The organism is Sulfuriferula nivalis (assembly GCF_009937995.1).
Classification (GTDB): domain Bacteria; phylum Pseudomonadota; class Gammaproteobacteria; order Burkholderiales; family Sulfuriferulaceae; genus Sulfuriferula; species Sulfuriferula nivalis.
The window spans coordinates 39,050-45,416 of record NZ_AP021882.1 but is presented as its reverse complement, the minus strand read 5'-3'; the positions used below and the strand labels follow the sequence as shown (position 1 = coordinate 45,416).

12 protein-coding genes are annotated in these 6,367 nt (G+C 47.8%); 6 read left to right on the top strand and 6 right to left on the bottom strand.

Annotated features, from left to right (window positions below; all coding sequences use genetic code 11):
- Positions 1–135 precede the first annotated feature (135 nt).
- From SFSGTM_RS16835 to SFSGTM_RS16820, 4 genes are all read left to right on the top strand, one after another.
- Positions 136–417 carry a type II toxin-antitoxin system TacA family antitoxin gene (locus SFSGTM_RS16835; protein ID WP_162086435.1) on the top strand — a complete coding sequence of 94 codons (282 nt, stop codon included), beginning with the start codon at positions 136–138 and terminating at the stop codon, positions 415–417.
- Positions 414–935 carry a GNAT family N-acetyltransferase gene (locus SFSGTM_RS16830; protein ID WP_162086434.1) on the top strand — a complete coding sequence of 174 codons (522 nt, stop codon included), beginning with the start codon at positions 414–416 and terminating at the stop codon, positions 933–935. Before SFSGTM_RS16835 ends, SFSGTM_RS16830 begins: the two co-directional genes overlap by 4 nt.
- Positions 936–1,147: 212 nt before the next feature.
- A complete protein-coding gene (locus tag SFSGTM_RS16825) occupies positions 1,148–1,450 on the top strand; it encodes a type II toxin-antitoxin system MqsR family toxin (protein WP_162086433.1) in 303 nt (100 codons plus the stop codon).
- Positions 1,451–1,452: 2 nt separating this feature from the next.
- Entirely contained in the window at positions 1,453–1,854 is a 402-nt protein-coding gene (locus SFSGTM_RS16820; protein ID WP_162086432.1) for a type II toxin-antitoxin system MqsA family antitoxin, read from the top strand.
- An 88-nt stretch (positions 1,855–1,942) separates the two neighbouring features.
- Here SFSGTM_RS16820 and SFSGTM_RS16815 read toward each other — a convergent pair whose 3' ends face one another.
- From SFSGTM_RS16815 to SFSGTM_RS16805, 3 genes are all read right to left on the bottom strand, one after another.
- Complete coding sequence (locus SFSGTM_RS16815) at positions 1,943–2,305, bottom strand: hypothetical protein (RefSeq protein ID WP_162086431.1); 363 nt, start codon at positions 2,303–2,305, stop codon at positions 1,943–1,945.
- A gap of 84 nt (positions 2,306–2,389) precedes the next feature.
- Positions 2,390–3,325: a J domain-containing protein gene (locus SFSGTM_RS16810; RefSeq protein WP_179954410.1), complete on the bottom strand. Its 936-nt coding sequence runs from the start codon at positions 3,323–3,325 to the stop codon at positions 2,390–2,392.
- Positions 3,326–3,454: 129 nt separating this feature from the next.
- Positions 3,455–3,865, bottom strand: coding sequence for a hypothetical protein (locus SFSGTM_RS16805; RefSeq protein ID WP_162086430.1), 411 nt, complete (start codon positions 3,863–3,865; stop codon positions 3,455–3,457).
- A 266-nt stretch (positions 3,866–4,131) separates the two neighbouring features.
- Here SFSGTM_RS16805 and SFSGTM_RS16800 point away from each other — a divergent pair, with 266 nt between their 5' ends.
- The gene (locus tag SFSGTM_RS16800; protein WP_162086429.1) at positions 4,132–4,662 is read left to right on the top strand and encodes a hypothetical protein; all 531 of its coding nucleotides are present in this window, start codon (positions 4,132–4,134) and stop codon (positions 4,660–4,662) included.
- Between the two features lie 139 nt (positions 4,663–4,801).
- Positions 4,802–5,134, top strand: a complete 333-nt coding sequence (locus tag SFSGTM_RS16795; RefSeq protein WP_162086428.1) for a hypothetical protein — start codon at positions 4,802–4,804, stop codon at positions 5,132–5,134.
- Between the two features lie 6 nt (positions 5,135–5,140).
- Here SFSGTM_RS16795 and SFSGTM_RS16790 read toward each other — a convergent pair whose 3' ends face one another.
- Genes SFSGTM_RS16790 through SFSGTM_RS16780 form a run of 3 tightly spaced genes read right to left on the bottom strand, consistent with a single transcriptional unit; the run spans position 5,141 to position 6,224 of the window.
- On the bottom strand, positions 5,141–5,698 hold the full coding sequence (locus tag SFSGTM_RS16790) for a recombinase family protein (RefSeq protein ID WP_162084758.1): 558 nt from the start codon (positions 5,696–5,698) through the stop codon (positions 5,141–5,143).
- A 44-nt stretch (positions 5,699–5,742) separates the two neighbouring features.
- Positions 5,743–6,024, bottom strand: coding sequence for a virulence factor (locus SFSGTM_RS16785; RefSeq protein ID WP_162084759.1), 282 nt, complete (start codon positions 6,022–6,024; stop codon positions 5,743–5,745).
- Entirely contained in the window at positions 6,024–6,224 is a 201-nt protein-coding gene (locus SFSGTM_RS16780; RefSeq protein ID WP_162084760.1) for a DUF5397 domain-containing protein, read from the bottom strand. Before SFSGTM_RS16780 ends, SFSGTM_RS16785 begins: the two co-directional genes overlap by 1 nt.
- Positions 6,225–6,367 lie beyond the last annotated feature (143 nt).

The window sequence follows — 6,367 nt, the reverse complement described above, 5'->3', positions numbered from 1 at the left end:
GCGTTTTCGCGCACCAATGGAAGCCTCGCTCTGGTCGTTTTTGGGGCCGTCGCAGAATTCGGAAAATAAAGCACACTAATAGCCATGGATATGTGCGGCAATTTGCCGTACAATTACCGAAAGGAGGATAACACCATGTCCGCAGCTATTTCTACCGCACGCCTCGAAGCCAGGATCAGCACCGATCTACATTCGATGCTCAAGCGCGCCGCCGAACTTCAGGGGCGCACCATGACCGATTTCGTGGTCACCGCTGTCCAAGACGCAGCGCAACGCGCCATCGAGCAGGCCGAAGTCATCCGCCTATCGCTGGCAGACCAGGAATGCTTTGCATTGGCGCTGCTGTCGCCGCCGCAACCATCCCCAGCCTTGGAACGCGCCTTCACCCGTCGCAATAAACTCTTGCATACTGAATGAGCCGCGCGCCATTCCGGCTCGCGCCGCTCGATGTGACGCATGAACGCACCATGTTCAACAGCGACTCCGAACCACTGAACCGCTACTTACGTGAACAAGTCACCCAAGACGTTCGCCGCCGTGTAGCAGCCTGCTTTGTAGCACTGACTGACAAGCAACGTATCGCTGGCTACTACACATTAGCGTCGGCAAGCCTGCTGCTGGCAGATCTTCCAGCCAGCACCGGAAAGAAGCTACCGCGCTATCCGACCGTACCAGCGGTTCGTATGGGCCGCTTGGCTGTCGATCAAGCTTTCAAGGGTCAAGGTCTAGGCGGTGCATTGCTGGCTGATGCATTAGACCGTGCCGCACGATCAGAGATTGCTGCCTATGCCTTGATGGTCGATGCCAAGGACGAGACGGCAGCGGCCTTCTATCGACATCACGGCTTCATTGCTCTACCTGATTCACCTCACACCCTATTCTTGCCGCTGGCGACCGTCCGACCTACTCTGGAAACAGACAACAAAGCACGCTAAGACAAAACGCTCTAGAAACTCATGTTTTGCCTTGCGCAAATCAAGAACGATTTTCGAGAACATCCAAGCCGCGCCGCTTTCCCAGAAAGCCATCTCAAAAACCATCGTTTGCGAGAAGGCGCGTTAGAGCCTTAGCGTACGATTTTTTCCGTTTTCTGAGACACCCCAATTAACCTAATTGACAAATTAACCTATTGAGTTACAATAACCGCATGGAAAAAGGCACCCCGCACTGCAAGCTATTAACTGTCAAAGCCATAATCGAGGCTGGACGGGTCAGCGCTACTGCCAGCGCATTTAATGGGGCGCGTGAGCTTGGCATCAACGACCTAGCTGGTATGTGTACCGTTGTCTCATCGCTCACCTCTGCTGATTTCTATAAGAGTATGACGACTCATGCTGATCATTGTGTTTGGCAAGACGTATACCGCACCAAAACAGTAAGTGGTGATGAAGTGTATCTGAAGCTTACCGTCATCGATGATGTGTTAATCGTCTCATTTAAGGAGCTATGACTATGAAATGCCCATGCTGTGGTGCAGCAGAACTGATCAATGACACGCGCGACATACCCTACACATATAAAGGCGAAACCACCACCATCCCATCGGTGACAGGCGATTTTTGTCCTGCTTGTGGTGAAGTTATTCTTAATCGTGAACATGGCGACCGTTACAGCGAATTAGTTGGCTTATTCCAGCGGCAGATAAACTCAGCCTACGTTGATCCAGACTACATCGCCAAGGTGCGCAGAAAGCTCGATCTTGACCAACGCCAGGCTGCGGAACTTTTCGGTGGTGGTGTCAATGCTTTCTCTCGCTATGAGAATGGAAAAACCAAGCCGCCACTGGCCTTGGTCAAGCTGTTTAAACTGCTGGATCGCCACCCTGACCTATTGACCGAGGTCAGAACCGCCTAACGTTCTCGATACCGACTGCTCTACACCCCGCCTACCCATTCATTGCGCCACCCAACCCCATTTAAGCCAGACAGGCTGCTAAGCGCTGCTAGTTTTGAACAAGCCTGGAAAAAGTAGTCGTGGTTCCATCATTTTCCTTAACCCTGAACTCCTGCGGAGTTACAGACAAAACAGCATTCGCATCAGTTTCAATTCCAGATCCAGCCTTGTCTATCCATATAATTTTATTATGCTCGTATTGCCAAATGCCATATTGCAGGATTACACCATCTTCAGTTTTAATTTCCCACTCCCCATTTTCATAAAGATAGGTTGGCGTTTCAAGTCTAGTTGACTTCCATTTCCCTATGAAACTTTTTGCCGTAATTGTTTCGCGGCTGCAACTTACGCACATAAAGGCAGCTAGCAACAAAGCAACTGACCGCTTGGAGAGGACTTCCGTCATATTCATTTTAGAGCTCCGCAAAATGCAATCACGGACACAATCTCCGTTGACTATTAGTTTTTTAGTGTACTGGGCCATCCCTGCGTCATACTAGTTGGTGAGGGTATTTTGCCAACTATCTTTCTCCCGCTGGATTCGCTCAGCCTCTAGTTCATCTTGTCTGCGCTGGTCTTCTTGCGCTTGCCGTTTCTTTTGATCTTCTTCATAACGAGCTTTTTCCTCTGCAAGCTGAAGGTTTTGAGACACAATTTCTCCCTCCTGCTTGCCATCTTCGACGAATTGCTGATATTTTCTGTCCTCTTGTTGTTTCGCGCGTTCCTGTTCACGTATTTTATTTTGTTCTTGTTCTTCACGGTGGCTCGCCGCTTCTAGCAAATCCATTTCCGCTTTGCTGGCTACTCGCACTCCTGTTCGTTGGTAATAATCCTGCAACATAACTTTTTCTTCTGCTTTAGACGTATTCCCAACTAACGTAGTTGCCTGTCGGTTTATCATGAGCATAAATATCAATTGAATCACCAACCCTATTGCGACAAGACTACCAACAATTGCAAAAGCTTTCTTTACAGGTGATAACAATCTGGATGATTTCTCCAGCACGCTTTCTGTAGATTGATAACCACTATAACCACGCTCTACCTTAAGCGCTATAACATCAGCCCTGAGTGATACGCTCTCAGCCTTAAGTGATATAGCTTCGGTCTTAAGTGACATAGCTTCATTTTTTAGCGATGAAGCTTCATCCATCTCTAATGGGATCAAACTAAGGGGTGGCGTCGTAGTGTTCTTTGGTACGTTGAGTCCAGCCAGCCTAGCATCATAAGCATCACGTGTTCTTGTTATCGAGAGGGTATTGAAAGCGACATTAATCACCTTCAGTTTTAAATCAACATCATCACGATTTGTGTCGTTCTTTGCAGATTGGAGATTTTTAGATAAGTTTTGATATGCTGTTTTAATTTCAGAATCAGAAGCATTAGGAGAAACCCCCAAAATCTCATACAGCGTTTTCTTCTCTTTGATCACGTGCGGCATCCCTCTGAATAGATCTTATACTTGTGTTACGGGTTGATATTTACGGCTGGTTATAAGAAGTTTGAATTCTACCCTACATTATCCATTTTCGTGGATAGGAAGATTCATCTCAAGCTCCACCTAAATAGAGCCGAACAAGCCATGTTCATGCGCCACCCAAACAGTATTCGGGTCATCCGCTTGTTTAATAGCTGCATCCAGGCTGCGCTGAATCTCGGCGGCTGCCAATGCCTCTCGCAACACAGCGGCACGATCTGGACGGGTTGCCCTGCCTAAATCAGCTTGCTCAGGACGCCAATTCCGCGTGTCCACTTTAGCCTCACGAATACCCAGCTCACGCAACAATGCAAGTGCCCTGGTTGCATCCCGAAATTCGCGAGGTGCTTTACCTCTGGTTTTAATCAAGGAAGCATTGCCGCGTCGGGTTTCACCGACAATATGGAAGGTGCCGCCTTGCGCGATGATGGAAACCGACAGCATGCCGCCTGTTTCGGTTGTGGTGCGGAATTGCTCTAGTGTGTACAGGTGCATTTTGCTGCTCCAATGATGCAAGTATTCACATCATTATAGCTATTCAGTAACAACAAACAACAGTTAATTGACACCCCCCGCTTAACATAACACCTCTTGTGCGCAATCACCACAGCAGAACCACCAAGAAAAATAAGGCAACTTGGCTTACGGCTGCGTGTGATTAGGTTACCATCTCAAACTCGATGGTTGTCTTAACAGATCAACTTTAAATGCTTCGTGTTATTTTTGGCCATGGCCTCTTTCTTAAATTAAGGTTAATAAAGATGTTAAAAAAACTAGGCTCAGCAACGCTGTTATCAATTTTTATGACAGGATGCACCTCCATACCGCTCGCCACTTTAGGCCCCAATGGGTTCCATTTGGCATCTGAAAACTACTGTGCACCAGATATTCCAGTCTTGCAAAATGTGGGTGACCCGAAACCAGCTTGTCCCATGCAGTTTCCAAAATTAGCAGATGGAACATTAGGCACAATAACTGGCGTCGAGAATCACGTGAATGCTCCGCATGGCGGAAATGCATCTGGGATAATTTTTGATGGTCCATTAGGATTACCACTTAGTCTTGCGAGTGGCATCATTGCAGGCGCTACGAATGCAATTCAAGATCCGAATAAGGGTGTTAAGTATGTGGATAAAGTATATATTGAGACAAATGACACGCACCAGATTGGAATATTCTTTTACCGCGAAGGCCATAATCCAACCGTTGGCGAAAGAATAATATTCAACAATGGTTTGGCAACATTATCTCCAACAGCACCCGTATCACAGCAGGCAGGTGGTTCAAACTGAATGTTTTGATTTAATTGTCGCAATACAACAAAATAACCAAACATATTATTAAATACAACAATGTGAAGCCACCCCCTTGAAAAGGGATTTTTTAGCTAACATCACATTGATACAATGTAGCAATTACAGGAATAATTTAATGTTAAAAACAGGAATTCGTGGGCTGCTTGCGTCTTTATTTTTCATATCCAGCATAGCTGCTGCACAATCGTCATCTACCGTTAGTCGACTTTATCTTGTAAATCCAGACCCAACTGACGTTAAAGGGTCTGTCGATGCACTTGTCGCTGCAATAGGCACGCGCACTTACTTTCCTTCAAAACACATTAACTTAATGCCTACTGAACTACCTGACCGCCCAGGCGAACCTTCTTTGCAAACAATAAATCTTGGCCCAGTAACAATGAGCTATATTGGCTGTGGAAATTCCGCTTATGCACAGGTTGGGGTCGCTGTAGAAAACGGAATTTAAAGTACGTTAAGCCGTCCCAGAAGCTGGAATCCAGCGGTACAGGGTTGGCACGGACACGCCGAGGTTATGAGCTACGTCACAAGGTGGCACGCCGTTGGCCAGCAGCTTCTTGGCTGACTCGATCTTACTGTCGGTCATTTTTCGTTTGCGCCCACCTGTACGGCCAAGTTTTCTGGCGACTTCCAGCCCTGCGCGGGTGCGCTCCACCGTCAGTTCACGTTCCATTTCGGCTAGGCTGGCCATGACGTGAAAGAAGAAGCGGCCTGACGGGGTGCCAGTGTCAATGGCGTCAGTCAGGCTTTTGAACTGGACACCTTGCTTGTGCAAATCACTGACCAAATCGACCAGGTTTTTTACGCTACGCCCTAAACGATCAAGCTTCCACACCACGAGGGTATCGCCTTCGCGCAGCATATCCAGAGCCTTCGTAAGCCCTAGCCGTTCTCTACTACTGCCGCTGATTTTGTCGTCAAACAGTTTTGTACAGCCCGCTTTGGTTAAAGCGTCGATCTGAAGGTCAAGGTTTTGGTCTTGTGTCGAAACGCGTGCATACCCGATCAACATGATTTTGTAATGTGAAATTTATGTGCGGTGGATTGGCTCATTGCTCAGACTCCTTTAACCACGGCGGTAAAATCTGACCATTGCTCAATGCGGAAGGCTCGGATATCTCGTACGGACTTCGGAAACCAAGGACGAGCACGCAACGTTTGGAAGGCAAGGAAGAGATTGGCCATGTCCTCGTTGTCTGTCACATACAAGCTACCTTGAACTCGGCGAAAACCATGTTCACCCAAGATGGCACCGATCTCGGTGTATGCCTGTGAAACCCCTTTTGGGTGGTTCATCTCGGCGTCGGCCACCGTCAGATCAAAGGAAACTGCGTACATTAGCGAGCCTCTGGATCATCGTAAACATGTGTCAACCGATATTCGGCGGACTCGCCTGTCTCGACCATCTTGACCTCGACCATCCAGTCACCATCATCCAACTGGCGAAGTGGCTTGCCAACTTCGTACTTTGGCCCGAACGCACCAAAGCTCTTGATCTTGCCCGTGGGTATGGGCGGGGCAGTCGTCACGGCTTGCATAGCATCTCTCCTTATCAAAACTCGTTGTAATGGTAGTTGACTGAGAATAACATATCAAGAACTATTTGTGAGAATGGAAGTGCCTTGATTTTGCGTGCCGCATCGGCGACTAGGCGAGGCTTATCAAAAACCTACATTTTTAA